Genomic DNA, 26,316 nt, shown 5'->3' with positions numbered 1-26,316 from the left:
ATTCTTTTGTTATATGGAACGAAGGTACTACAACTTCAGGCTAGGGAATACTGAATTAAAAGTCGCCTCTTCGTTTAGAGTTCTAACCCCTTGTTATTGTTGATTAAAATGGGAGCGTTGGCCGTGGTCTGCGTGTTGCGATGCGACGAAGAAGGAAACTTAAACGATGTTATGATTTTGCAAGTGCGAGTGTAATGGTTTGTAAAAGGCAGCTTTTCGCTTCGTTTTGATTGATCATGCCTAATGTGAGTTCATACTCCAAACGTAAAATTTGCGTATAGACAATGCGTGCACGGCCTTCAACCTGATCGAGACCTAGTGCATTAAAAAATGCAATGATGGTGTTGATTTGTCGTTGCTCAATCGCTTTTACCAAAGGAGCAAATCGCTTATCACGTAACCCTTGGGTGCGAAACGTATGCTCTAAAATTCGAAAGTCGCGTTGCGCGGCTTGCGAAAGTATGTGTTGATAGGTGAAATCGCTGAGTGTGTCGATTAATTGCTGATCCGCCATCGGGTGTTGCTTCATTTGTTGTAACACACCAAACGCTTGTTTTTCGAAAATCTCTACGTCAGCAACGGCTTTCTCACTAAAGTGGACGAAAGCATCGTGTATAAGATCGAATATGTCTTTGAAATAGTAGGTGGTTGCGGCGAGAGGGACCTGAGCCGCTTCCGCCACGGCACGATGACGGACACCGCGCACGCCTTCTTTAATGATGATAGCCAATGTGGCATCAAGAATGGCTTCGCGGCGCGCTTTTCCGTCGGAACGAGTGGGCAAACGCCCGCGGTAACTGATCGCGGTTTCATTCATAACCGAGTCTTTATCGCAGAGTTTGTATTATTGTAGCTTACGCTGAGCGCTCAAACTCATGACCAGCACTTGGATTGTTAAAGGTCGCTAAGTCGAGGTCATTTTCGGATTTGCTGACGATGCAGGCAACCGTCGCATCACCGGTGATGTTGACCGCGGTACGCATCATATCCAGAAACCTGTCAATTCCGAGCAACATTCCTATCGCTTCGGACGGTAAGTTGACCTGGTTCAATACCATAGTGAGCATCACCAAACCCACGCTTGGTACGCCGGCTGTTCCAATGGACGCCAGTGTGGCCATTAAAATTACGGTTAGGTATTGCGTCATAGTGAGATCAACGCCGTACATTTGCGCTATGAATACCGTCGCAACACCTTGCATAATTGCTGTACCATCCATGTTTATTGTTGCGCCTAACGGCAGGGTAAAAGATGCGGTTGTCTTTCCAACGCCTAATCTTTTACGAGCGACCTCCATGGTTACTGGTAATGTTGCTGCGCTGGACGATGTACTAAAGGCAAACAGCAGCGCCGGGCGCATTTTCATGATTAATGTGAGTGGGTTAAGGCGTGCAAACAAGGTAAGTAAAATTGGGTAAGTGAGTGAAGCATGAATGACGAGAGTCACCGCAACCAAAATGAAATAAACAGCTAATTCACTTATGGCATCCATTCCTGTTTGATACACCACTACTGCCATAATGCAAAATACGCCGTAAGGGGCAATGTGCATCACTATGGTAACCAGCTTTAAAATTACATCGTTTAATGAATTAAAAAACTCAGCCACTTTCTGCCCGCTGGTACCTGCTCGAGAAATAGCAATTCCAAATAAAATGGCGAAAATAATCACTTGCAGCATATTACCAGACGCCATTGCTTTAATTGGGTTATCCGCCACCAGGTTACCAAGAACATCTGTTAATGAAGGTGCATTTTTTATTTCGTAATCGGTGGCCTTTAAAGTGATATTGGCACCAGGGTCGAAAATATTGGCCAAAAGTAAAGCAAGTGAGATTGCGATGGCGGTGGTCAATAGGTAAAGCAAAATACTTTTTCCACCCAGCGCACCGAGTTTTTTGGGATCGCTCAGCGAACAGGTGCCACAAATCAAAGACACCAGTACTAAAGGAACCACGACCATTTTCAGTGCATTAATAAAGAGCTTTTTAATAATATCAAAGCCCGAGATCAAATAGGTGCTAACAAATTGGTCTAGGCCAGCACTGAATTGGCCGACAAAAGAAAGCAGGATTCCAAAAACAATACCTGCTGCAAGGCCGGTGAAAATCTGACCGCTCAAACTCATCTTTCGAAAGCTGGAGAACATAATAATCCCAATGATTTGTTGTCGTTATTTTACTGAAGCTGGGGCCATACGAGTGCCTACTTGAGCTTCAAATCTGTGCCGCAAGACTATCAGGAATTATGCGTAGGTAAAAGTCAGATGAGTAAAACGGCTTAATTAATGAGCGCCACAACAATGCTTAAACTTTTTTCCGCTACCACAGCGGCAGGGATCGTTTCGGCCAATTTTGGGGGCGACTCGCTTAAATGGCTCGACCACGCGATCTTTTTCCGGGCGTTGTGCAAACCAGTGTTGATAAATGGCGCGAGCTGCCGAAGGAATTTGATCTTTCCACTGCAGAATCTGTTCTCGTGTTGCGTTTTCTCTAACACCTGCGCCAGAGCGGCCACTGAAAATCATGATAGGATAAAGCCATTCTTGTAAGGCGGATTGCGCCGACTTCCAGTCTTCGGCTGTTAAGGTGATGCCTTTCATATATCCGCGGCACCAGTTTTCGACCACCAGATCGATGGAGTCGTGTAAGTCACGCTCTAAAAACAGCGGGTGAAACTTGTCGGGTGCGCGTGACAAGATGGTTTCGATGCCATTGAGGTGCCGAACTAACAGTGAAAACATGGCTTCGAACTCTTCGATATTATCGCCTTGCCATTTTTCCGTTTGAAAAACAAGAGGTAACCATTGCTCTGGGCTTATCATTTGAGGAGAAGAAGCGAGTGCAGTAAATAAGCCATCGATGGTTGACAGATCGAGCGCTTTTTGCTGCTTGAGATACGTTTCGAGTTGGGTCAGCTCGTGATCATTCAGTGGTGTAATAATTTGCATAAAGGGGCCAGCCTGCGCTCGGTTGAATAAGCAATATCAATGTTATCAGAAGTTAGGTATTGATGGGTATTTGAAGCTTTGAGAGTGCATGTTGGCACTCTCGATTGATAGGCTTCAGGTGCGTTGGAAAGGGTAAACTGAACCTAAGTCTAGTATCTGTGTTAACTCATCCAGTGCCGTTCGAGACTCTACCAATAATTGAGGGTCACTGAGATCTTCGGCAACCAGGCTGTCACGATAATGTTTATCGACCCACTGATTTAAAGTGTCAAACAGCTGATCATTCATAAAAACGTTAGGGTTTGTCGCTGCCAGCTCTTGTTCATTCAATACCACGCGTTGACGTAAACAAGCGGGTCCACCACCGTTTTTCATGCTTTGTTTCACATCGTAAATTTTAACCTGCTTAATCGGTGTGTTTTGGGTCACCAGTTGATCCAGGTAAGCTTTTACTCGCGGATTTTCGTCGCATTCACCCGGGGCTATAATCGCCATGGTTCCGTCATTTAAAGAAACCAGTTGACTGTTGAAGAGGTAGGTATTAACCGCGTCGAGAACGGATACCTCTGCGGTAGGCACTTTAACGAAGAAAAACGCCTGATCACCATAGGCTTTTTGAATCGCCGCGAAAGTTTCGTCGGTATTGAGAAAAGCTTCTTCATGATAAAAAAGCACATTCCGATTACCGACAGAAATCACGTCGTTATGGAAAACACCCGAATCAATAACGTCTGGGTTTTGTTGTGCAAATACGACTTTTTCAGGATCTAACTGATGCAACCGCGCAATGGCTTGTGAAGCTTCAAAGGTTTGACGGGCAGGAAATTTTTTCGGTTCTGGATGACGTGTATCGAAAGCGTACTTGCCAAACACAAAAAACTCCACACCATGACTGCCATACTCCGAACAAAAGCGCGTATGATTCGCTGCACCTTCATCTCCAAAATGGTCGCCTAACGGCAATGGTTCATGGTGGGCAAAATGAGCTGGGTTGCTAAAAATGCTCTTTAAAATGCGGGCAGTCGTGGGAGACTCAATGGAACGATGGAATTTGTTGGCCAAATTAGCTGCAGTGAAATGAACCTTACCGTCTTGGGTATCGGCACTGGGTGATACAGTACAAGCATTGGCTGTCCACATGCTGGAAGCGGAACAAACAGCCACAAATACTTGAGGCGCCTGCTGATAAGCTGTTTTTAAAACCTGCTCGTCGGTACCGCTAAACCCTAATTTCCGAAGCGTAAAAACATCGGGACGCTCCAGAGGTGGAAGGAGCGCTTGTTTTAATCCCATATCGTGCAAAGCTTTCATTTTTTGCAGCCCTTGCTTGGCACCTTCTTTTGGGTTCGATGCCTGAGCAGCATTATTTAACGAAGCAACATTACCCACCGATAGGCCTGCGTAATTGTGAGTGGGCCCTACCAGACCATCGAAATTCACTTCAAAAGCATTCATAATTATTAATCCTACTGACAAGCGCCGACAAAGAGTTCATGCAGCGCGCAACAAAAGCAAAAAGGGTGTATACCCGAAGCGTTCGAATTTTAGGCCTTATAAGCACCCGCCTTTTTGTCCCTGACTGCGTTGATTCTCTTTACTGGGACCAGCCATGTAGCGTCATTGCGCCTTTCCAGAAATGAAAGTTCAGGTACTTCTAACACCTGAAGTTCAAACGCTTCGGAGCTCTGAATAAATATCGAACGTAATTGTTCGAATGCTTCCGTAACATTTTAGCTCAAGTCGGAAACCGATAGGTTAGCCTAGCAGGAAATTATAAAAAACAAAAGTTTTTGGCAGATTTGAGTAAATGAGTTATGTTTTTATAAGTTTCTTCGTTGGAATTTAGATCTTAAGCGAGAAAATTATGGGTAAACTTTGTGAAACGATTCCAATGCAAGTTTAACTCGGTATAATGTTTTTTAAATCGCTTAAACCCCGCTATTTACAGGCTTTGAGAATAAATATGCAAGAACAGTTGAATAATATTCTAGTGCAGGATGGGTTATTAAAACTGACCCAGAAATTCCCTCAACCTTTCGAAAAGCAAAGCCCGATAAAAATCAATGAAAACTTGAGTGTCCAGTTACTGGATACTGGTGTTTTGTTGGTGGAGCCAACGACAAACAATGGATGTGACCTGGTCATTTCTTCCGGCGTGCATGGCAATGAAACAGCACCGATAGAAATTGTGGATAAGTTGGTGTCTTGTATTGTCGAGCAGCAGCTTTCAGTTAAAGCACGTGTGCTCTTTATTATTGGTAATCCGATTGCGATGAATATCAGTGAACGATTTGAAGTGGAAAACATGAACCGATTGTTTAATGGTAAGCATCAAGGAAAAAATCATCATGAAGCAAAAAGAGCGGCTAAGCTAGAAGGCTATGTGATGGATTTTTTTCAAGAACACAATAATCATTTACGATTGCATTACGATTTGCATACTGCCATTCGAGCATCCAAATACAAAAAGTTCGCTGTATACCCTTTTCCTGATGATCGCACTTGGAGTAAAGAGCAACTTGAGTTTTTTCTCGCCAGTGATATCAATACCATTTTATTAGGCCACAAACCTTCAGGAACCTTTTCTTACTTCACCAGTCATCGATTTAAAGCGCATGCCTTTACGGTAGAGTTAGGTAAGGTGAAACCGTTTGGTGAAAACAATATGCAAGAGTTTGATGCGATATCGAATAATCTGGCGCTCCTGATTGCCGGAGAAAAAGTAAAAACTAAACCATTTGATAATCAGGACTTTAATTTATTTCAGGTGAAAGACGAGTTGGTTAAACAGTCGGATAATTTTGAGTTAAACATCGAAGACGATGTTGAAAACTTCACGGCCTTCGAAGAAGGATTTCAATTAACGGATGATATTGATGGAGGCTATCAGGTTCAGGAAAGTGGTGAAGCGATTGTGTTTCCGAATGCGAAAATTCCAGTTGGCCAAAGAGCCGGACTTTTAGTGGTGAAAACCCAAATTTAGATTGATAACAGTTTGTACAAACTACAGGAGCTATTATGAGCAAAGTTAAAGTTTCGATAATCGGTGGTGCAGGTTACGGCTCTGCGGAAATTTTACGACACCTGTTGGTTCGAGATGACGTAGAAATTTTACGTATTTCCAGTAAAGATTATGTCGGCGACCCGATCAGCAAAGTGCATCGGTCTTTGGTTGGATACGATGACCTGATATTACAAGATATTTCTCCGCGTGAATGTGCGCAAGGTGCTGATATTGTATTTTTGGCCATGCCGCATATTATAACCGCTAAAGTTGCTATGGAACTCTTCGATTTAGATGTTCGAATCATCGATTTATCCGGCGACTTCCGCTTGCAAGATCTACAAGATTACACACGCGATTATGCACCAGAGCATCCTTGTCCTGAGCGCCTTGGTACTTTTGTTTATGGAATGCCTGAGCTGAATGAAGCCACCATTAAAGACGCGAAACATGTTGCGAGTCCTGGATGCTTTGCTACCGGGATTGCTATGGGCTTATTACCGTTGGCCAGTGCCGGATTATTAAAAGGCGTTAACGTGCGAAATGTTTCTATGACCGGATCTTCGGGCTCTGGTGTAAAACCACAAGCGGGTACGCATCATGCGATTCGTGTAAACAATTTAAAAACCTATAAAACACTGCATCATCAACATCGTTCAGAAATTATTCAAACGTTAAAAGCTGCTGGTGGTGATAAAATTGCACTTGATTTTGTACCTGTATCAGCACCATTGGTGCGTGGAATATTAGCGGTTTCACAATTGAACTTACCCGAAGGGCACGATGCTGAATCCATTCAAAAAATATATCAAGATTATTACGACGGTCATAAACTCGTTACTGTAATGCCGGTTGGTGTTTCTCCGGAAGTGGTCGCGGTAGCGGGTACCGCGAGAGTGGAAATTGGTATAACTGTTCGTGTGGACGAAGAAACGGGCGTCAAAACGTTGTGCTGCACGTCGGCGATTGATAATTTAATCAAGGGTGGTGCAGGTCAAGCGATTCAAAGTTTTAATTTGATGACTGGAAAGCCTATGCATTATGGTCTGGATAATCCGGGAATGTGGCCTTAGTTTTTCGGACGATTTTTTCTTATTCGGCAAATTCTGGTAATGTAAACGTTTAAAAAAAAGACGAATAGCTCCAAAGTAAAGCGTTACGTTATCCGAATTTGTCGAAATTAATTGGCAACAATGAAAACAATACTATGACAAACACAAACAAAATTGCAGTTATCAAAGTAGGTGGTGACGTATTACTGGACGTAGCCGAGCGTGAAGGATTGGCTGCTAATGTTGCGTCACTTGTCGAAAAAAATTGGCGCGTGGTTTTGTTGCATGGTGGTGGCCCACAAACCAATCGATTACAGGAACAGGTTGGCCTGACTCCGAACAAAGTGGGTGGACGTCGCATAACAAGCGAAGCCGATTTGCGAGTGGTGAAGCAGGCAATCGCAGGTGAAGTGAATGTCGAATTAACCTCTGCCTTGTTAAGGGTTGGTTTGAAAGCGTTCGGTTGCCATGGTGCATCTGGCCAATTAATTCAGGCGGTGAAACGCCCACCACGAGTGATGTCAGGTGCGGGTCCCGAACCGATTGATTTTGGCGAAGTAGGTGACGTTACAACGATTAACGCCGAGTTGCTTAATGGTTTGCTTGCCTTAGACTTAGTTCCTGTAATAGCGACGTTAGGTGTCGGTGAAAAAGGTCGCGTGTTCAATATCAATGCCGATACAACGGTGGTACAAATTGCAAAAGCTTTAAAGGCGGATCTATTATTGCTAACAACGCAAATTGGTGCTGTTTTTGAAGACTTAAATAAACCGGAAACTCGCATTACCGATATTACGCCCGGTACTGCAAAACAATTCATCGAGCAAGGCGTTATCCAAGGTGGGATGATTCCAAAAGTGGAAGAAGCCGTTTCATTATTGGATGAAGGTGTCGGTACCATTGCCATTGTTTCTGGTCGAGAGTCGGGCGCTTTTCTTTCCGTTGCAATGGGCGAAAGCCGGTTTGGCACCCGTATTCATCTTTAGTTTTTAGTGGCGTTTTCACAGCGATGTCTTGCTGGTGGGTTTATATCATTCGTGCCAATGATGGTTCTTTGTATACCGGAATTACAACCGATTTAGAACGTCGTTTTCAACAACACTTACATGGAAAAGGTGCGAAGTTTTTTCGCGGTAGAAAGCCGAAGGAAATCATTTTTAGTGAAGGAGAGCATACTCGAAGTACTGCGAGTCAACGTGAAGCTGAAATAAAATCTTTGACTCGTCAGCAGAAGCTTGAACTCATTACTAAGGGGTGTAGCAACCCTTTGTGACATACTTTTGAAAAGCCGTATATTCCATACGGCCTATAACATTTCAGTCACTGTAACCGAATCACCATTGGATATACTTAATAGCTCAGCCGTAGTGTCATCAATTTGAATTTTATTGTCGCTTATTTTGGCTGACGTTAAGACGCAACGAAAGTCAGAAATGCTTTGGTTAGCAATCAAGTAATTTTTCCCTGTGTGACTTTTACCTATAAAACTTACTTTTAATTGCTGACAACGTTTAATCGTGTCGATTTTGTCTGGAGTGGTTTCAATGGTTGGGCCTGCATCGAAAATATCAACATAACCTTTGTACTCAAAACCTTCCTTCTTTAATAGTTCTAACGCTGGTTCAGTATCAGGATGAACACGTCCCAAGGCTTCTTGGGCATCTGGAGTGAGCATAGGAACATAAATAGGATACTTTGGCATAAGTTCAGCAATAAACTCGTTACTTTCTTCTCCGCTCATGGTGTCCGCAACATCAAAGTCCATATCAAAAAAGTGACGACCCAAGCTTTCCCAAAAAGGAGAGATACCATTGTCATCGGAGTATCCACGCATTTCAGCAATGATGGTATCTGCAAATCGATGGCGTTGGTTTGCCATAAACAAAAACCGGCCTTTTGAAAGTAACTTTCCGGCACCACCACCGCGGTGGTTGGGAGACAGGAACAACGTACAAATTTCGGTTGTGCCTGTGTAGTCGTGTCCAAGAATTAAAGTCGGAATGGTTTTGTGAATCCCTAGTTTGGGACTGGCATGTACCGTTGTGCCTATTTTGTAAGTGTAAAAGGGTTGTTCCAAACCAACGGCTGCTGCCAACGCAGAGGTGCCAACAACCTCGCCTGTATCCATATTTTCAAGAACAAACAAATAATTTTCCGGACCGGGCTCAGTGACTTCTTTAGAAAAAGATTCCAACGAGAGTTGAATTCTTTCTTTCACTTTATCCGGATCTTTTGGCAGTGTGGTTAACCCGGTACCGGTCGTTTGTGCAAGCGCAGCGATTTGATCCGCATCGGCCTCTGCAACGGGACGAAATAGCATCATGTCTGGCTTAACTCCTATGAATAATTTTGAGTCTATGCAAGCGCTTAAGTCGAGAGTGCAGTGAGCGAAAAATTATCGCGCAGTCAGATTGGACGACTTGAAAGCTAAAGCTAAAAGCTTCAGGTAACCTGTTGTTAACCTTCAAAATTTTAAATGAACTTCCGTTCAATTGACGGTGTTCGAAAGCTTTTGCTTGCATGAAATAAACTGATTGAACGGAACATTATAGCCACAAACTTAAAATTTAGGTAAGTGCTTATTTTTATTGAATAAATATACAGCACGAAATGAATAAATATTTTTCGTTGAAAAGGCTGGAAATCTGCTGTTAAAAAAGCCAAGATACGGATACTTTAGCACACGAACTTTTGGCCGTTTCAGGTCTGTTTCTTAAAGCCAAATCAGTTAATACAGGTACACACTATGAGTAATGTTTCGCGCGAGACTTTTGATCAGGTAATGGTTCCCAATTACGCACCAATGCAAATGATACCCAGCAAAGGTGAAGGCAGTCGCGTTTGGGATGTCGAAGGAAAAGAATACATCGATTTGGCTGGCGGTATTGCGGTTAATGCATTAGGGCATTGTCACCCAGCAATGGTTCAAGCATTAAACGAACAGGCTAACAAGTTATGGCATATGAGTAATGTGTTCACGAACGAGCCAGCGCTTAAGTTAGCAAAAAAATTAATTGATAATACATTTGCTGACAAAGTCTTTTTTGCTAACTCAGGTGGTGAGGCAAACGAAGCGGCTTTTAAATTGGCGCGCAAATACGCGAAAGATCATTACGGTGAAGAGAAGAACCAAATCATCGCGTTTTACCAAGGCTTTCACGGTCGTACGTTGTTTACTGTGAGCGTAGGTGGACAAGAAAAATACACTAAAGGCTTTGAACCCTTACCTGCCGGTATTAATCATGTGGAATACAATAATCTTGATGCTTTAAAACAGGTTATTTCCGACAAAACCTGTGCGGTAGTGATGGAACCTGTGCAAGGTGAAGGTGGAATCATCGTTCCTGACGCCGAATTTGTTAAAGGCGTTCGTGAACTGTGCGATCAACACAATGCTTTATTAGTATTTGATGAAGTACAAACCGGTATGGGGCGTACCGGAAAACTTTATGCGTATATGCATACCGGTGTTACACCGGATATTTTATCGTCGGCGAAAGCCTTAGGCGGAGGCTTTCCGATTGGTGCCATGTTAACAACTGAAAAAGTTGCAAAGAGTTTTGTGGTTGGTACACATGGTAGTACTTATGGTGGCAACCCCCTGGCATGTGCGGTCGCCAATGCGGTGTTCGATATCATCAGCGATCCCAAAGTACTCGAAGGAGTGAATGAACGGCACGAGAAAATTAAAGCTAAACTTAATGCCATCAACGAAAAATACGCTGTGTTTTCCGAAACTCGTGGGCAGGGCCTTTTGATGGGAGCTGCGCTAAACGAGACGTACAAAGGTCGCGCTCGCGACTTTATGAATGCCACTTTGGAAGCTGGAGCTTTGGTTTTAATGGCAGGCCCCGATGTGATCCGTTTGGCGCCTTCTTTGTTAATTTCGGACGAAGAAATTGAAGCGGGATTAAATGCGTTGGAGCAGGGGGTTGCTAAGGTCGCCGGATAACGGACAGTTTCTAGAGATGAGTTGCTAGAATTGAGTTAAATACTTTATAGGGGCGGGTTACAAACCCGCCCCTACTTGACTGGATGAATTAAAATTTCATAATTTTCATGCAACTCGTAACTCGTAACTCGTAACTCGCTCATCCTTCCCGTTTAATTGCTGCTTCTATATGCGGCCACATATTATCCAATACCAAGGGTTGCGCTTCCGCTGTGGGGTGAACACCATCGGCCTGCATCAGGTCCGGGTTGTCGCCAACACCATCGAGAATAAAAGGAACAAACTCGGTTTGATATTTATCCGATAACTGCTTATATGCGTTATAAAAAATCTGAGTGTAAGCGGGGCCATAATTCGGAGGGACATGAATACCGGTGAGTACAACGTGTGCACTTTGGTTTTTGGCAAGCTGGATCATCTGTTCGATATTGCGTTTGATATCGGGCAGTTTAAAACCTCTGAGTCCGTCATTTCCACCCAGTTCGATCACAACAATTTGCGGTTTGTATTTTTGCAATAAGTCGGGCAGTCGCTTTAACGCATTGCCGGTGGTTTCTCCGCTGATACTGGCGTTAACGACTTCAAACTCTGGGTACTCTTGTTTTAAACGTTTTTCCAGTAGTGGCACCCAACCCGATTCCAGCGGAATATTATAAGAAGCGCTGAGACTGTCACCCAGTATCAAAAGGTTCTGTGCCGTCACTTGGATACTGCATAAAGTAATAACCGTTAACAAAATTCGGCTAAAAAAGTGATGTGATTTCATGTAGGCTCTAAATTTGTTTATCCTGGATATGAGAGAAATATGCTATCAGTGTCGCTGCTAAAAAAACAAGTCAATACCTATTCAGGTCCTTTAACGATACTTGATGAAGTCAGCTTCGAAGTGGCAGAAGGTGAGTCGCTGGCCATTGTTGGCGCTTCTGGTTCGGGTAAGTCTACATTGCTCAGTCTTATGGCAGGGTTGGACACACCGACCACAGGGCAAGTGGTGTTACTGGATAACGATTTGACACAAATGGACGAAGACCAGCGCGCCGAATTCCGCGCCCACAATGTGGGTTTTGTTTTTCAGTCGTTTCACTTGTTATCGACGCTAACGGCACTGGAAAATGTGGCGTTACCAATGGAACTCAAACGAGGAAAAAGCGCAATTGAACAAGCGCAAAAGCTTTTGGAGCGAGTCGAGCTTTCTCAGCGGGCTGGTCATTATCCAAACCAATTAAGTGGCGGTGAGCAGCAGCGTGTGGCTATAGCGCGTGCGTTTGCAGCCAGTCCGAAAATATTATTCGCCGACGAGCCGACCGGCAACCTTGATACTCACACGGGTGAACGCATCGCCGACCTGTTATTCGAGTTAAACCAGTCGCAAGGAACCACATTGGTTTTGGTGACGCACGATAAAACTCTGGCCGATCGCTGCGACCGCCAAATTGAATTATCAGCGGGTCAAATTTCCAGACAGTCATCAAAAAAGCCTTCTGAATCTACGGTGACTTCACATGCTTAGTTTGAGTTTGGCTTGGAAACTGTTTTGGCGCGATTGGAAAAGCGGCGAATTGAAAATTCTAATATTCGCTCTCTGGATCGCTTTAGGCGGTTTAACCGCTGTCACTTTATTGGTGGACCGCATTGATCGAGGCATGACCAAAGAAGCGGCTCAGGTTTTAGGTGCGGATCGTCTAATCTCATCGCCGCGAGAGTTATCCTCTGAACTTGCTCAACAAGCGGCACACTTTCAACTAAAAACGTCTTCGATGCTCTGGTTTTCCAGTGTCCTGGTTGCTGGCGATGAGTTTCATTTGGCAACGGTAAAAGCCGTAGATGAACAATTTCCCTTAGCTGGCACGTTGGCGTTAGCCAATCAACCTTTCGTGGTAGGCGAAGAGAGTCGCGGTGCTCCGAATCAAGGTGAAATTTGGTTGTCTCCTCGTTTGCTTAACCTATTGAAAGTGAAAGTAGGTGATAGTGTGCAGGTCGGTGTTGCCAATTTTAAAGTATCGGCAGTGATCGTCACCGAACCGGGAGGGAGTAGCTTTTTCAATTTTTCGCCCACCATGATTATGTCTCTGGCCGACGTCCCACAAACGCAAGTGGTGCAACCGGGCAGCCGACTCAGTTATCGACTGGCGTTATCGGGAAGCGAAACGGCTCTGCAAAAGTTTGATGAATGGGTGGAAGGCAAGTTGGACTCATCACAACGTATCATTGGTGCAACGTCCGAAAACCAACAGTTAGGGTCGGCCTTGGGGCGCGCGAAAAATTACTTAAACTTGTCCGGTGTGTTGGGATTGTTATTAGGTGGAATTGCAATCGCAATAGCGGCGAATCGTTACGCTTTGCGCCACTTTGATCACAGTGCTTTATTACGCTGCATGGGACTTAAGAAGAATCAGGTATTGGCCATATTTTGTCTGGTGCTGGCATTGGCAGGAGTATCGGGATCGATTTTAGGCAGTGGTACCGGATATATCGTCAACGAAGCCCTTGTATTGGGTTTAGCCGAACTGTTACCTGAGCAACTGCCTGGGCCTCAATGGCAAACGTTTGCGATCAGTATCATAACTGGGCTTACCGTACTTTTGGGGTTTGCCTTACCTGCGCTTTTGAAAATTCGCTCGGTTCAACCTATGCGTATTTTACGACGTGACTTAGAGCCTTATTCACTGAGCAGTTGGGTAACGATTTTGATCGCCGTGTTATCACTCGCGCTGATTCTTTATTGGTACGCACAAAACCTGCGGTTGGTTGGCGCTGTCATTATTGGAGGTGGCGTATTGACTATCGTGAGCTTACTCGTGGCGTCAGGGTTGTTGAAGCTGGCACGCCACTTTACACGTAACAGCAGCATCGCGTTTAAGTTTGGCATTGAGCATTTACAACGTCATAAAAGTGCATCATTGATCCAAATCTCTGCATTTGGCCTAACGCTTACCTTAATCTTGACCATATTACTGGTACGCAACGAACTGATTGCCGATTGGCAAGCGCAATTGCCAGATGATGCGCCCAATCATTTTATGGTCAATATTCAGCCTGAAGAAGTCGAACCGCTTAACCAACTTTTTTCGCGTGAAACGATAGTTGCAGCCGATATTTTTCCGGTGGTAAGGGGGCGTATTGTTGCGTTAAATGGTGAGGAACCCAAAAGTGTATTACCGGAAAAGTCACAACAACATAATACGCTTCGTCGCGATTTAAACCTAACGTGGTCCGAAACGTTTCCCGCTGCAAATACTTTGATTGAAGGTGAGTGGCAAATGGTTGAGGCCACTCAGCCCGAAATCTCCATGGAACAGGAAATGGCGGAAGCTTTGCAATTGGCTTTGGGTGATGAAGTGACGTTCAAGATTGGCGCTGAAGAAATCACTGCAACTTTGACATCTATCCGAAAAGTGGACTGGGACTCGTTTCAACCCAACTTTTACGTCATTTTTAATCCGCCTGCGTTGAAAAATGCACCGGCTACTTACATTACCAGTTTTTACTTATCGGCTGATCGTAAGCTTTTACTCAATCGCATTTTGGAGCAGTTTCCGACAACGTCGGTCATTGAGCTGGATCTGATATTAAATGAAGTTCGTAGCGTGTTGGATAAAGCTTCTTTGGCGGTAGAAGTGGTGCTGGTGTTTGTTGTGCTCGCAGGATTGGCTGTCCTATTTGCGACGACACGCGCTACCCTCGATGAAAAGCTCTACGAGTCAGCGGTATTAAAAACGTTGGGAGCCAACCGAAAGTTTGTTCGTAAAACAACGCTGGTTGAGTATTGGGTGTTAGGTATTCTTGCCGGCGGATTAGCAGCGATGGCCGGTGAAGGCTTGGCCTGGTCACTTTATACTCAAGTATTTAAAATGGAGGCTGAGTGGCATTGGTGGCTATGGATCACCGCTCCGGTTTTAGGTTTGTTGATGGTTGTTCCTGCAGGCATGATCGGCAATCGTAAAGTATTGCGACTCCCACCGATTGCTATTTTGAACCAAAATTAAAAACGTCATTGGGCTACCGAATTTACTAACGGTAGCCGGTTTGCATTCAATGTCTGATTAAAACTTATTCAGATAACGAGGTGCTTATTCAACTAACTAATTGAAAAAGTTAAGAAAAAAACTGGGACACTGTCGCCAGTTTTTGTAAAAGTTCTTAGGTTGAGTAAAGTTTTATTTGATTTCATTTTCGGTTTCGTCCAAAAATAAATAAGCCTTAGACTTGATCCATTAGAAAAACAAATTACACTGCAACGCCATAGGCTGCTTAAATCACCAGCCAAAATCGACGGTAAACTGAATAACGTTTGCCTGAGTGCGTTCAATTATAGGTTGTATGAACTTCTCGATAAAAATTTCTGGAGCACATTGATCTCACATGGGAAAATCACTGGTAATTGTAGAGTCTCCTGCAAAAGCGAAAACGATAAACAAATATTTGGGAAAGGACTTCATTGTTAAATCAAGTGTGGGGCACGTGCGTGACCTGCCCACTGGGGGAGGATCTAAGTCTACAGTTGACCCCAAAGAGCGTGCTCGGCAAGCGGCCATCACTCGTAAAATGGCGCCAGAAGAAAAAGCCAGGCACAAAGCTGAAAAGGCCAAGCAGCAACTGTTTAATCGAATGGGGATCAACCCGGAAAAAGGCTGGGAAGCCCACTATGAAGTGCTTCCAGGCAAAGAAAAAGTCATTAAAGAATTAAAAAGTCAGGCAGAGAAAGTCGACCAAATCTATCTCGCAACGGATTTGGACCGTGAAGGAGAGGCCATTGCCTGGCATTTAAAAGAAATCATCGGTGGAGATGAGCAGAAGTTTCAACGTGTTGTCTTTAACGAAATCACCAAAAAAGCCATTCAAGCTGCCTTTTCTAAACCCTCTCACCTCGATCTGAATTACGTTAACGCGCAACAGGCACGACGTTTTCTTGATCGTGTCGTCGGTTTTATGGTTTCTCCGCTGTTGTGGAAAAAGGTTTCTCGCGGTTTGTCAGCAGGCCGAGTGCAGTCGGTTGCGGTTAAATTGATTGTCGAGCGTGAACGTGAAATTCGAGCCTTCAACCCAGAAGAGTACTGGGAATTACAGGCGGATCTGAAAGCGGCTAAAACCGAGTTGCGCATGCAGGTTGCACGTAAAGCCGGTGAAAACTTCCGCCCCAAGTCGGAGTCGGAAGTCAAACAAGATATGGCGGCGATAGAACAATCGGCCATTTCGATTGTTTCGCGCGAAGACAAGCCCTCTCGCAGCAAACCCGGTGCGCCTTACATTACTTCGACTCTACAGCAAGCTGCCAGCACACGATTAAAGTACTCGGTTAAAAAGACCATGATGTTGGCGCAGCGCTTGTATGAAGCCGGTTACATTACGTATATGCGTACCGACTCTACGTTTTTAAGTGAAGACGCGTTAAACACATGCCGAGATCACATAGCGACTGCGTACGGTGAAAAGTATTTGTCCGACAAGGTGATGCACTACGCCAATAAAGAGGGTGCGCAAGAAGCGCATGAGGCGATAAGACCGACGAACGTTTCAACAACCGGTAAAGAATTAATGGGTATGGAGCCCGATGCGGTAAAACTTTATGACATGATCTGGCGTCAATTTGTCGCCTGTCAGATGAGTATGGCACAGTATGACGTAACCACGTTAACAGCAAAAGCCAATGACTATGAGTTGCGAGCAAAAGGTCGCGTGATGCGCTTTGATGGTTGGACGCGTGTGCAACCACCGATGAAGAAAAATGATGACGAGGTGACATTACCGGATTTAAAAAGTGGCGATGCCTTAAAGTTAAAAGAATTGCTTCCGAAACAACATTTCACTAAGCCTTCTCCTCGTTACAGCGAAGCCGCATTGGTAAAGGAGTTGGAAAAACGTGGCATTGGTCGGCCATCAACTTACGCTTCGATTATTTCAACCATTCAAGATCGTGGTTATGTCAGTTTACGCAGTCGCCGTTTTTATGCTGAAAAAATGGGCGAAATTGTTACCGACCGATTGAACGATAATTTTAAAGAGCTGCTTGACTATTCTTTCACCGCCAATATGGAAGAAAGTTTGGATGAAATTGCGAAAGGTCACGCCAATTGGAAACAAACACTAGATGCCTTTTATAAAGATTTCAGTCACCAGCTAGCCGTTGCCGAAAAGGCGCCGGAAGAAGGTGGCATGAAAAACAATAAAGCGGTGGAAACCAACATAGAGTGCCCGAGTTGCGGTAAAAACAAAATGGCAATTCGAATGGCGACGACGGGAGTCTTTCTTGGTTGTGCGGGCTACGCGCTGCCCAAAGATGAACGCTGCACTCACACCATGAACTTGATCCCCGGAGAAGAAGCCGAGGCCGTCGATAAAGATGAAGAGGCAGAATCGCGCAACCTCATGCTAAAAAATCGTTGTAAGTTGTGCGGTACGGCAATGGATTCTTTCTTGCTCGATGAAACACGAAAATTGCACATTTGCGGTAATAGCCCAACCTGCGATGGATTTGAAATTGAGCAGGGCACGTTCAAAATCAAGGGGTATGATGGCCCTATTATCGAGTGCGATAAATGCGGCTCTGATATGGAATTAAAGTCTGGTCGTTTTGGCAAATACTTCGGTTGTACCAACACTGAATGTAAAAACACTCGAAAACTATTGAAAAATGGTGAGCCGGCACCGCCAAAAGCGGATCCTATTCCCATGCCAAACCTGAAATGTCAAAAAGTGGATGATACTTATGTGTTACGCGACGGTGCATCCGGTATTTTTCTGGCAGCGAGTCAGTTCCCAAAAAATCGAGAAACACGGCCACCGTTAGTTGAAGAAATACTCATGGTGAAAGATAAGCTGGATCCTAAATTCAGCTACTTAACGAAAGCGCCGGTCGAAGATCCTGACGGTAATAAAACGGTGATCCGCTTCAGCCGAAAATTCAAAGAGCAATACATCATGAGTGAAAATGATGGTAAAGCGACAGGATGGAGCGCGCACTTTAAAAATGGCAAATGGGTGGAAACCGAGAAAAAGTCAAAAAAGAAATAATTTCTATTTTTGATGACTTCGTTAGCGCCAGATACGCAGGTTAAAAAACTTGCCGAACCTAGGAGAGAAATCGGCGAAAATGCTGGCGCAAATTCAGGTGCATACATTAAAAGATATTGAGGACCTTGGTACAGTAAGTGGTTATAAAATACTGAAAGCCAGTGGTGCTAATGTCAGCCTAAATATGTTGTATGCACTGTATGGTGCAATACGTGGTACTCACTGGAATCGATTGCCTCCAAAAATCAAGAGTGATCTCATCCGAGCGGCTCAGTCTGAAGACACTCCTTTTCGCAAAAATTAATGGTTAGGAATTATCATGTTCAGTTTACTTTATCCCATGATTCGTTCTGTATTGTTCCAAATGGAACCGGAAAAATCGCATGACCTTTCGTTGTCATTGATGGGTAAACTGCAAGACTCCCCATTTCGTTTTTTAATGGCACAACCCAGAGTTTCGGATCCCTTCAGTTTGTGGGGGCTTAGTTTTCCAAATCGAGTGGGACTTGCTGCCGGACTGGATAAAAACGGAGCTTACATTGAAGCTTTAGCGGCATTGGGCTTTGGGTTCATTGAAGTCGGTACGGTTACGCCACGCCCTCAAGTTGGAAATGACAAACCTCGATTATTTCGTTTACCAGAGTCGCAAGCCATAATTAACCGCATGGGCTTTAACAACCTTGGTGTCGATCACTTAGTAGAAAATGTTAAGCAATCGCAATTTGATGGCGTTTTAGGGATCAATATTGGCAAAAATAAAGATACACCAGAAGAGCGTGCGGTAGATGATTATATGATCGGTATGGAAAAAGTTTACCCTCATGCTGATTACATCACGGTTAATATTTCTTCTCCCAACACCCCGGGCCTTAGAGATTTGCAGTTCGGCGAGGTGTTGAATGTGCTGTTGCGCTCAATCAAAGAAAAACAGCAAGCATTGACGACTCAATACAGCAAGCAAGTTCCAGTGCTCGTTAAAATTGCACCGGATTTATCGGAAAGTGAAATCGAACAAACAGCCGACCGTTTTCTTGCTTATCAAGTGGATGGTGTGATTGCGACCAATACCACGCTTTCACGCGACGCGGTACAAGGCCAAACACACGCAAACGAAAACGGCGGTTTGAGTGGACAACCGCTTACGGAAATGAGTACGCAGGTGCTTGCAAAATTAAACCAAGCATTAAAAGGAAAAATTCCAACCATTGGAGTGGGTGGTATTTATAACGGTGATTCCGCTGTCGATAAAATTCGAGCGGGTGCTAGCCTTGTTCAAATTTACAGCGGCTTTATTTACAGCGGACCTGCGTTAATTCAGCAAACTGCCAATGCGTTAAAGTTGGCGCAAAGTTAATTATTGAAATGACCGATCTTGATACTCTGGAAGATTTACTTTATCGCTCTTTTGACGACTTTAAATTGTCGAGCGAAGAAAAGTTCAGCTTGACGTTTTTGTTACAACATGAAAATAACCACGAGGTATTCAACTTTGTACGTAACAAAGCATTTGTAATCGCTAATGAGCATTGTCGTAAAAGTCATACGACTAGCTTAAAAGCGTTAAAATGGCTAGAGCAAGTCATTAAAACTCTGGATGCTTTGCGGGTAGGAGACGGTCCTGGTCGTGCAGAAGCTTACTTTAGTCCGGGCAATCGTTGTGTGGATACTATAATGTCGCTTTGCCGAAAAGCCAAACAAAGTATCAATGTTTGTGTTTTTACAATTTCAGATGATCGCTTATCTCAATCGTTACTTGATGCCTATCGTAAAGGAGTTGAAGTAAAAATTATTACGGACAACCACAAGTCGGATGATCTTGGTAGTGATATCAATTGGTTGGTTGAGCAAGGCATTCCAGTTAAAATGGATTTAAGTTCAAATCATATGCATCATAAATTTGCCATTTTTGATAATGCTACTTTAGTTAATGGAAGCTTTAACTGGACTCGAAGTGCGAGTAAGTACAATCAGGAAAATATCGTGGTGGATACTGATTTTCATTTGATAAATGAATTCAACAACCAATTTAATAAACTTTGGAATCAATTTTAGCCGAACGATCTTATGATTCATTACTTTTTATGAAATAAATATTCATTTCGTCGGACTCATCATTTAAGTTGGAATTAAAAAGAAGGATTTATTATGACGAATAGGCGAAAGAGTCGTCTTAGACAAAGCGGTTATCGAATTGTTTTTTTTATTTGGATTGCTTTGATTATTTCTTCCATATGTTCGCTTTTTCCTGCTTTGGCAGGCTGGTACACTCCTTTACTCATCTTCTTAAGTTTATTGGGCGCTATGCTCATTGCCTTATGGCCATGCCATTTTTGTAAAAAATCTAACGGGTTGAAGGTTCAGCGACATGAACTTCCTTTTCTGATTTATCTCTATCCAAGATTATATTGCTGTCATTGTCATAGCGCACTTTTAAGTGGAGATTAAAGTAGTAAATCTCAGCATGAGAATGTCGTGGGCAAAATAACTCCATAGCTCATATTGTGCATCCACCACAAGTTCATTAACGTAATATCGCAATCCATTGTTTTAAAAGATTTATTTGTAAATTCTTAATTAACATCTACTCTTATTGTTGAGGTTTAAACCTAAATTAATTACCAGAACCACTCTGCTTGCTGTAGCTGATTCGTTCAGAAGATGATTTGTGGCTCAGTTGAGTTTTAAAGCATTTACTTCTATTTAAAGCGGTCAACGGATTAATTTAGGTTAAGTAGCCAGTTAAACAACAATCAGGACGGGTGGGTGAGTATGAAAGAATATGCTATCCGAGCTTTGCATAGAACCGTTGTATGTTTTTGCATGGCCGTATCGTTTCAAGCAGTGGCATCGGAAGATGAAATTGGTGCGATTTCGTTAGAGGACTTACTGAATATCGAAGTGGTGACGGCTTCTAAATCTGCTCAAAAAGTATCTGATGCTCCGGCCACAGTCTATGTCGTTACTGACGAACAAATCAGTCGTCGTGGTTATCGGCACCTTGTCGAATTATTGGAAGATATTCCTGAAATTGAGATTCAACATCGAGCGGTTGCTGAATACAACAACTTTTATACCTTTCGAGGCATCAGTGGTAATGAAAAATTTGTTGTTTTACTCGATGGGTTTCGAATTAACTCGCCACACGGAACTCCCCATGCTGTCGCCACCAATTATGGATTATCCGATGCAAAACGTGTTGAGGTGATACTTGGCCCTGCGTCGGCATTATACGGTGCTGATGCATTTGGTGGCATTATTAATATTATTACTAAAACGGGAGAGCAAGGGCAAGGAGCTAAGGTGCATATTGGATCAGGTTCGTTTGGTACGAAAGACCGTTCCATTAATTATGGTTTTTCTAAAGATGACTTCTCTTTAATGTTCACTGCACAATTGTATGACAGTGATGAACCGAATATGGCGCAAGAATATCCTGAGGAGTTCAGTTGGTACAATGAGCGATATGCGACAAATGGTGAAGTTAGACTCGCTCCTTTTTTGCCTGACATTATTTTGGATCTCGGTGATCCTCGCCCTTACGCGACACCAACCGAGTCACACTTTTACCATTTAGGTGCTAGGCTCGGAAATCTAGAAGTCGGTTATGCGCAAGCGTATGAGTCTCATAATAACTCGGTTGGAATGCTACCCGATTATAATCTTTATGTTGAAGATGCCGTGTTCAATACGAAGATTTCTAATTTGTTTATGCGCCATACTTATGAGTTCAATGAAAATGTAACCATTCAAAGTTCTTTTTCTAGAGGAAAGTATGAGCTATTGCCGGAAAGTAAGTTTTTGAACACATTTACAAGTTATCGAGATGGCTATAAGTATGGCTATGGGTTAGTCAATAAGTTTGAAGAGCAGGTGAACTGGGTTTTGAGTGATGTGCACTCGATGGTATTCGGTGTTAATTTTGATGACATATCTGCTCTACCCAAAACAGGGGATTTACCTAAACCATTCGATCAAAGTGTTCCGGCCGATCTTCAAGGTCAATATTATTTAGGAACCAATATTGAAGATCTTGATGGTAATGATTTAACGGTTTTTCAAGCTTTTTACAATATTAACTACAAAAACTTTGGCGCTTACTTTCAATGGCAAGCTGTGTTGTCTGACATTGTCAGTTTAACTGCCGGTGCTCGTTACGATGATAATACTCGGTATGGAGATACTGTGAACCCCCGAGTCGGCGTTGTCATCAAACCGTTAGAAAAAATGACAATGAAAGTGCTGTACAGTGAGGGCTTTTTGGCCCCATCACCTTATGTTACTTTTCAGCATTACGGCGGATTTATTCCAACAACGAATGCCAATGATGAAGTCACAGGTTTGTTTGGTCCTTTCTGGCACTTACCAAATCCGGACTTGCAGCCTGAAGAGCTCAGCTCGCAAGAGGTTAGCTTTGCCTATTCCTTTTCAAATAATTTGAAACTGTCGTTTAACTATTATTGGTCTGAAATTGAGCAGCTGATTACGCCTGTCATTTTCGTCTATAACGGAAGTGAAACATTTCAAGGTGTGCCAATTGATGTTGCAGAGCAGCCCGTCAATGCAGGTAAAGCGGACATAAATGGCGGTACATTGAGGTTGGATACATTACACTTTATTGGAGATTGGACGTTTAATGGATACGCGGCTTACAGTGTTTCCGATGGTGACATTGCCGGTAACGACCTAACCTATAGCGCCGATAAAACGGCAAAAGTAGGAATGGAAATTTCAAGCGGTAATTGGAGTATTTTTCCCAAAGTGTTAAAGCGATCAGAATCTTTGCATCAACGAGTGGATGGCAATGGCAATCGACTCTCTGTACCTGGTTTTACTCGTGTTGATCTTTATGCGCATTACAAACATAAAATAAGCGATGATATTCAACTCAAGTATTTTCTAAAGATTAAAAATGCGACCGACAAAAAACATTACAACCCAACCTTTGGGCAAGATGAAGCCTTTGTCGGATCACCTCAAGACCCACGAAGAATTATTGCTGGTGTAGAAATGGAGCTTTAGAGTAAAAGAGATACAGCTCCAGTTTCTGGAGCTGTACTTGCGGGGGTTACCACATCAAATCATCAGGAATTTGATAGTCGGCATAAGGGTCGTCTTCTTCGGCGACCTTGTCTTCTTTTTGATGCAGTAAAACAATTGAAGAGTCGTCGCGTTCCGCAATTTTATCTGCAACCTTGCTGGGAACGAGTTCATAGCCTTCGGTAAGCTTAACGATTGCCAACTGTCCTTTTGCAATTTGACTTTTTAATTTTTCATCCACCATGATTTGTTTCACTTTATTTTGATCGGTGAATTGATAAGCAATATCGCCTTTGCCGCGCTCTACCTTATTCATTTCTATAAGTTGTTTTATTTGAGCGGCAATCGCTTTTTGTTCTGCGGCCTGCTTTTGTTGCAAGTTTAACTTGCGATCGCGAGCGGCTTTTTCAGCCATTGCTTTTCGAGCCAATCGTTTAGCCTCATCTTCTTGTTGGTGGCCTTTGGGCTGTTGTTTGGCTTTTTTACGTTTTTCGGTTTTTATTTTTTGAGCTTTTTGCTTGTCTACCAAGCCTGCGCTGAGTAATTGTTCTTGAAGTGATTTTGCCATTTTGTGTAAATATAAGAGTGGTTATTTGTTATGCGTTATTATGGTGAATTGAAGTTTTATGATCAATATGAAGTGGCATTTAACCTGTAAAAGTTTCCATAAAATCTCTGACGCTTTGTTTAAATGTAATTGCAGCGGAGCGACGATTAGCGGCGGGGTTTGGGTTTGAACCACTGACCTTCGGCGAGATGGAGGTATGAGTCTGAGCCCGACACTTTCTCGTCGGCTCATACCCGAAGAAACAAAAAAGCCCGAGTAAGAACTCAGGCTTTTCGTTTAAATTTGGTAGCGGGGGTTGGGTTTGAACCAATGACCTTCGGCGAGATGGAGGTATGAGTCTGAGCCCGACACTTTCTCGTCGGCTCATACCCGAAGAAACAAAAAAGCCCGAGTAAGAACTCAGGCTTTTCGTTTAAATTTGGTAGCGGGGGCCGGATTTGAACCAACGACCTTCGGGTTATGAGCCCGACGAGCTACCAGACTGCTCCACCCCGCATCAATGTGTTTTAAACGTCGTACTTCGTCGACGAGGCGCGTATAATACTGGCATGAATTCTTTATTGCAAGCCTTCTTTTAACATGCCGCGATTTATTATTACTTGTCCACCTGGTTTTGAATACTTATTAGTCGATGAACTCAATGCGATAGGCGTTGAACAAGCGAAAGAAGGTTTAATGCAGGTTAGCATCGAGTGTGATTGGCCTATTCTATATAAAGTGTGTTTGTGGAGTCGACTGGCCAACCGTGTGCTTTATCCGCTAGCGGAGTTTCATGCAGAAACCGATGAAGAGCTGTATCAAAAAGTGAAAGAGGTGGATTGGGGCGTACACATTTCGCATCAGGGAACGTTAGCGGTCGATTTTGTTTCGCGTAAATCGCGTATTGATCACGAACAGTACGGTGCTTTAAAAATTAAAGATGCGGTAGTGGATTATTTTCGTGAAGAATTCGGTGAGCGTCCTTCTGTCGATACACAAACGCCAGATGTACGGCTACATTGCCGTATTAATAAAAACCAAGCAACGTTATGCATTGACCTTTCAGGGCAAAGTTTGCATCAACGTGGTTATCGCCAAAAAGCAGGTGAAGCGCCACTGAAAGAAAATTTTGCAGCGGCTATGTTATATCGTGCGGGTTGGCCAGAGCTTGCGAAACAAAATTATTGGCTGCTCGATCCCATGTGCGGCTCTGGTACTTTGGTTATAGAAGCTGCAATGATGGCTCTCAATATTGCCCCTGGTTCATTAAGAGGCTATTGGGGTTTTAAAGGCTGGAAATTATTTCAGTCCTCACTTTGGCAGCAAGTGCTTGATGAAGCTCAAACATTACAAAAGTCGACAGCGGAAGGTGTGGCATTTTTTGCGAGTGATCAAGATCCACAAGTTTTAGCCATTGCACGTCATAATGCAGAGTTGGCAGGGGTGAAAGATGCCATTGAGTGGCAAGTGAGTACTTTTCAAAATGTGAAACGACCATTACCCGAACAACACGGTTTAATTGTAACGAATCCTCCCTATGGAGAGAGATTGCAGGATTCTGAGCGGGCAGCGAAGCTGTATGCCGACTTTGGTATGTGGTTGAAGCAAGAGTGTGAAGGTGAAAAGGCGCTTGTGCTGTCCACGCAAAAAGCACACGGACATGCATTAGGAATTCGGGCGAAAAAGATTTACCGGTTAATGAATGGGCCAATTGAATGTGAACTCTTGAGGTTGTCGATTGAGCCAAAGCTTTATGTCGAAGCCCGAAACGAAAGTTCCGAGCAGTGGGATAAGGCGCTCTCGTCTTCAGCACAAATGTTGGCCAACCGGTTGCAAAAAAATTTAGCGGGTATTAAAAGTTTTATTAAGCAGAACAAGCTCAGTTGCTATCGCCTATACGACGCCGACTTGCCGGAATACGCAGCCGCAATCGATGTTTATGACGGACATTTACACATTCAGGAATACGCGCCGCCAAAAACCGTAGACAAACATAAAGCATTACGGCGATTAAAAGATATAGAGCGTGTTGCTGCCGGAGTGATGGGAGTTGAACGCGACAAAGTGTTTGTGAAAACGCGAATGAAGCAAAAGGGGGACACTCAGTACGTTCGTCAAGCAAAACAAGGCCAGGTTATCATAGTAAAAGAGGGCAACGCTAAACTTGAAGTCAACTTGTCGGACTATTTGGATACCGGTTTATTTTTGGACCACAGGAAAATTCGTCAGTCGATGGCAAAATGGGTAAATTCGGGCGATAGATTTTTGAATTTGTTCTGTTATACGGGAACGGCCAGCGTACACGCAGCAATGGCTGGCGCAAGTACCACGAGTATCGATATGTCGAATACCTATCTGCAGTGGGCGGAGCGAAACTTCCAGCTCAATGGGCTTGATCTTACGCGACATCAATTCATTCGAGCCAATTGTGTGGTATGGCTTAAGCATCAGGCTGAACAAAATAAAGAAGGTTATGATCTGATATTTATGGACCCGCCAACTTTTTCCAATTCGAAAAAGATGGAAGGGCATTTCGATATTCAGAAAGATCATGAGCTTTTGTTACAATCGGCGTTACAGGTGCTGAATCCAAATGGAAAGCTGGTGTTTTCCAATAACTTTAGAAAGTTCAAAATGACCTTTGAAGCACCAGAAGGTGTGCGCATGTCGGAAACAACCCGCGAGACAACTTCACGGGACTTTATGAAAAAGCCACTCCATCGAAGTTGGCTTTTTGAGTGCTTATAAAAAAGGCCGCTTTT

General features: G+C 43.6%; 20 protein-coding genes and 1 tRNA gene. 13 read left to right on the top strand and 8 right to left on the bottom strand.

The annotated features are described in order from the left end of the window. Positions 1-169: 169 nt before the first annotated feature. The 4 genes from ACTUJY_RS13630 to astB form a co-directional block, all read right to left on the bottom strand. Entirely contained in the window at positions 170-817 is a 648-nt protein-coding gene (locus ACTUJY_RS13630; RefSeq protein ID WP_463616652.1) for a TetR/AcrR family transcriptional regulator, read from the bottom strand. A 37-nt stretch (positions 818-854) separates the two neighbouring features. Then, a complete protein-coding gene (locus ACTUJY_RS13625; RefSeq protein ID WP_463616651.1) occupies positions 855-2,129 on the bottom strand; it encodes a dicarboxylate/amino acid:cation symporter in 1,275 nt (424 codons plus the stop codon). A 156-nt stretch (positions 2,130-2,285) separates the two neighbouring features. Next, entirely contained in the window at positions 2,286-2,951 is a 666-nt protein-coding gene (locus ACTUJY_RS13620; RefSeq protein WP_463616650.1) for a UPF0149 family protein, read from the bottom strand. Positions 2,952-3,065: 114 nt separating this feature from the next. After that, entirely contained in the window at positions 3,066-4,406 is a 1,341-nt protein-coding gene (gene astB, locus ACTUJY_RS13615) for an N-succinylarginine dihydrolase (protein ID WP_463616649.1), read from the bottom strand. Between the two features lie 508 nt (positions 4,407-4,914). On the opposite strand from astB, the gene astE reads away from it, so the two are divergent. The 4 genes from astE to ACTUJY_RS13595 all read left to right on the top strand — a co-directional run bounded on the left by astE (position 4,915) and on the right by ACTUJY_RS13595 (position 8,280). Further along, complete coding sequence (gene astE, locus ACTUJY_RS13610; protein WP_463616648.1) at positions 4,915-5,934, top strand: succinylglutamate desuccinylase; 1,020 nt, start codon at positions 4,915-4,917, stop codon at positions 5,932-5,934. 35 nt (positions 5,935-5,969) lie between these two features. Further along, entirely contained in the window at positions 5,970-7,028 is a 1,059-nt protein-coding gene (argC, locus tag ACTUJY_RS13605) for an N-acetyl-gamma-glutamyl-phosphate reductase (RefSeq protein WP_463616647.1), read from the top strand. A 134-nt stretch (positions 7,029-7,162) separates the two neighbouring features. Beyond that, the gene (gene argB / locus ACTUJY_RS13600) at positions 7,163-7,993 is read left to right on the top strand and encodes an acetylglutamate kinase (protein ID WP_463616646.1); all 831 of its coding nucleotides are present in this window, start codon (positions 7,163-7,165) and stop codon (positions 7,991-7,993) included. A gap of 23 nt (positions 7,994-8,016) precedes the next feature. Beyond that, entirely contained in the window at positions 8,017-8,280 is a 264-nt protein-coding gene (locus ACTUJY_RS13595) for a GIY-YIG nuclease family protein (protein WP_463616645.1), read from the top strand. Positions 8,281-8,313: 33 nt separating this feature from the next. On the opposite strand, the gene astA is transcribed toward ACTUJY_RS13595, so the two are convergent. Continuing rightward, positions 8,314-9,330: an arginine N-succinyltransferase gene (gene astA / locus ACTUJY_RS13590; RefSeq protein ID WP_463616644.1), complete on the bottom strand. Its 1,017-nt coding sequence runs from the start codon at positions 9,328-9,330 to the stop codon at positions 8,314-8,316. A gap of 423 nt (positions 9,331-9,753) precedes the next feature. Here astA and ACTUJY_RS13585 point away from each other — a divergent pair, with 423 nt between their 5' ends. Then, a complete protein-coding gene (locus tag ACTUJY_RS13585; protein ID WP_463616643.1) occupies positions 9,754-10,959 on the top strand; it encodes an aspartate aminotransferase family protein in 1,206 nt (401 codons plus the stop codon). A 139-nt stretch (positions 10,960-11,098) separates the two neighbouring features. Here the strand turns inward: ACTUJY_RS13585 and ACTUJY_RS13580 are convergent, their stop codons facing one another. After that, a complete protein-coding gene (locus ACTUJY_RS13580) occupies positions 11,099-11,725 on the bottom strand; it encodes an arylesterase (protein WP_463616642.1) in 627 nt (208 codons plus the stop codon). Between the two features lie 39 nt (positions 11,726-11,764). Here ACTUJY_RS13580 and ACTUJY_RS13575 point away from each other — a divergent pair, with 39 nt between their 5' ends. From ACTUJY_RS13575 to ACTUJY_RS13545, 7 genes are all read left to right on the top strand, one after another. Continuing rightward, entirely contained in the window at positions 11,765-12,469 is a 705-nt protein-coding gene (locus ACTUJY_RS13575) for an ABC transporter ATP-binding protein (protein ID WP_463616641.1), read from the top strand. Beyond that, positions 12,462-14,945: an ABC transporter permease gene (locus tag ACTUJY_RS13570; protein ID WP_463616640.1), complete on the top strand. Its 2,484-nt coding sequence runs from the start codon at positions 12,462-12,464 to the stop codon at positions 14,943-14,945. Before ACTUJY_RS13575 ends, ACTUJY_RS13570 begins: the two co-directional genes overlap by 8 nt. A 376-nt stretch (positions 14,946-15,321) precedes the next feature. Continuing rightward, complete coding sequence (gene topA / locus ACTUJY_RS13565) at positions 15,322-17,970, top strand: type I DNA topoisomerase (protein ID WP_463616639.1); 2,649 nt, start codon at positions 15,322-15,324, stop codon at positions 17,968-17,970. Positions 17,971-18,001: 31 nt separating this feature from the next. Then, positions 18,002-18,274, top strand: coding sequence for a TfoX/Sxy family protein (locus ACTUJY_RS13560; RefSeq protein WP_463616733.1), 273 nt, complete (start codon positions 18,002-18,004; stop codon positions 18,272-18,274). Positions 18,275-18,289: 15 nt separating this feature from the next. Beyond that, the gene (locus ACTUJY_RS13555; protein ID WP_463616638.1) at positions 18,290-19,324 is read left to right on the top strand and encodes a quinone-dependent dihydroorotate dehydrogenase; all 1,035 of its coding nucleotides are present in this window, start codon (positions 18,290-18,292) and stop codon (positions 19,322-19,324) included. A gap of 8 nt (positions 19,325-19,332) precedes the next feature. Then, positions 19,333-20,022 carry a phospholipase D-like domain-containing protein gene (locus ACTUJY_RS13550; RefSeq protein ID WP_463616637.1) on the top strand — a complete coding sequence of 230 codons (690 nt, stop codon included), beginning with the start codon at positions 19,333-19,335 and terminating at the stop codon, positions 20,020-20,022. Between the two features lie 717 nt (positions 20,023-20,739). Next, on the top strand, positions 20,740-22,989 hold the full coding sequence (locus tag ACTUJY_RS13545) for a TonB-dependent receptor plug domain-containing protein (RefSeq protein WP_463616636.1): 2,250 nt from the start codon (positions 20,740-20,742) through the stop codon (positions 22,987-22,989). A gap of 46 nt (positions 22,990-23,035) precedes the next feature. Here the strand turns inward: ACTUJY_RS13545 and ACTUJY_RS13540 are convergent, their stop codons facing one another. Both ACTUJY_RS13540 and ACTUJY_RS13535 read right to left on the bottom strand, forming a co-directional pair. Next, positions 23,036-23,575, bottom strand: a complete 540-nt coding sequence (locus tag ACTUJY_RS13540) for a DUF2058 domain-containing protein (RefSeq protein WP_463616635.1) — start codon at positions 23,573-23,575, stop codon at positions 23,036-23,038. A 419-nt stretch (positions 23,576-23,994) separates the two neighbouring features. Next, positions 23,995-24,071: transfer RNA gene (locus tag ACTUJY_RS13535), tRNA-Met, on the bottom strand. 83 nt (positions 24,072-24,154) lie between these two features. On the opposite strand from ACTUJY_RS13535, the gene rlmKL reads away from it, so the two are divergent. Further along, positions 24,155-26,302, top strand: coding sequence for a bifunctional 23S rRNA (guanine(2069)-N(7))-methyltransferase RlmK/23S rRNA (guanine(2445)-N(2))-methyltransferase RlmL (gene rlmKL, locus ACTUJY_RS13530; RefSeq protein ID WP_463616634.1), 2,148 nt, complete (start codon positions 24,155-24,157; stop codon positions 26,300-26,302). Positions 26,303-26,316: the final 14 nt, after the last annotated feature.

It is taken from the genome of Pleionea sp. WD8-19, from assembly GCF_055326765.1.
The sequence above is the reverse complement of the archived record's forward strand: the minus strand, read 5'-3'. Positions and strand labels throughout refer to the sequence as shown.